Raw genomic sequence first — 267 nt, 5'->3', positions numbered from 1 at the left:
GGCGCATCACAGTGGAGTAGTCCCCACCTGGCGGCCGGAACAGGGTTGGGCGCCGCCCGAACTGCTGCGTGGCATAGTCCTGCATCCCCACGATGTCGTTTAACTGTTGCTGGTAACCCCACTGCCGCACCATATTCACGTTGTGCGTGACCGTGTGGTTTTCCACCAGGCTTCCCTGTGCATGGAAGGCTTTGAAGAAGCCGGGGTTGTCCGCGATGGTGTTCTTGGTCAAGAAGAGGGTTGCCGGGTAGTCGTACTCGGCCAAGA

General features: G+C 59.6%; 1 protein-coding gene. It reads right to left on the bottom strand.

Features of this window, described 5'->3' with window-relative positions; genetic code table 11:
* The coding region (locus SB679_RS24570; RefSeq protein WP_410704893.1) for a polysaccharide deacetylase family protein at window positions 1-267 on the bottom strand (267 nt) is incomplete at both ends.

It is taken from the genome of Chryseobacterium sp. SIMBA_029 (assembly GCF_046535275.1).
Classification (GTDB): Bacteria; Bacteroidota; Bacteroidia; order Flavobacteriales; family Weeksellaceae; genus Chryseobacterium.
Note: the sequence above shows the minus strand (reverse complement) of the source record. Positions and strands in the feature narration are given on the sequence as shown.